The sequence below is a fragment of the Curtobacterium sp. PsM8 genome (assembly GCF_030433875.1).
In the GTDB taxonomy this organism is placed as follows: domain Bacteria; phylum Actinomycetota; class Actinomycetes; order Actinomycetales; family Microbacteriaceae; genus Curtobacterium.
Genome location: NZ_JARUXD010000157.1, coordinates 1 through 466 on the forward strand (window position 1 = coordinate 1; position 466 = coordinate 466).

At 68.7% G+C, this 466-nt stretch carries 1 protein-coding gene; it reads right to left on the reverse strand.

The genetic code is table 11. The features are described 5' to 3' along the window. Positions 1-104: 104 nt before the first annotated feature. Positions 105-466 (reverse strand): fatty acid desaturase family protein (locus QCD68_RS17205; RefSeq protein ID WP_301223892.1); only part of this gene is annotated, 362 nt, incomplete at its 5' end.

The following is a 466-nucleotide window of genomic DNA, read 5'->3' on the forward strand; positions in this document are numbered from 1 at the left end:
TTTGGTGGTGGGGTGCGGGGGATGTTTTTTATAGCCTGGGGCGGCCGTGCGCGCACGGCGGGCCCCCCCGCGGTGCGTTGTCGTGCCGGTGCGCTGCCTTGGCGTCAGCTGATGCGGAGCTCGCTGGTCATCGGGCAGTCGAACGGGTCGCGTGCTGCGAGTCCGACGCGGTTGAGGTAGCGGACGACGATGCCGTACGAGCGCAGCAGGGTGGTCTCCGTGTAGGGCACGTCGAGGCTGTCGCAGTGGTCGCGGACCAGCAGGCGTGCCTGCTTCAGCGCCGGGCGGGGCATCGAGGGGAACAGGTGGTGCTCGACCTGGTAGTTCAGACCGCCCATCAGGAACGACACCCACCAGCCACCGCGGATGTTGCGCGAGGTGCGGACCTGGCGGGAGAAGAAGTCGACCTTGGCGTCGTGGGCGATCGTCGGCATGCCCTTGTGGTTCGGGGCGAACGAGGCGCCCA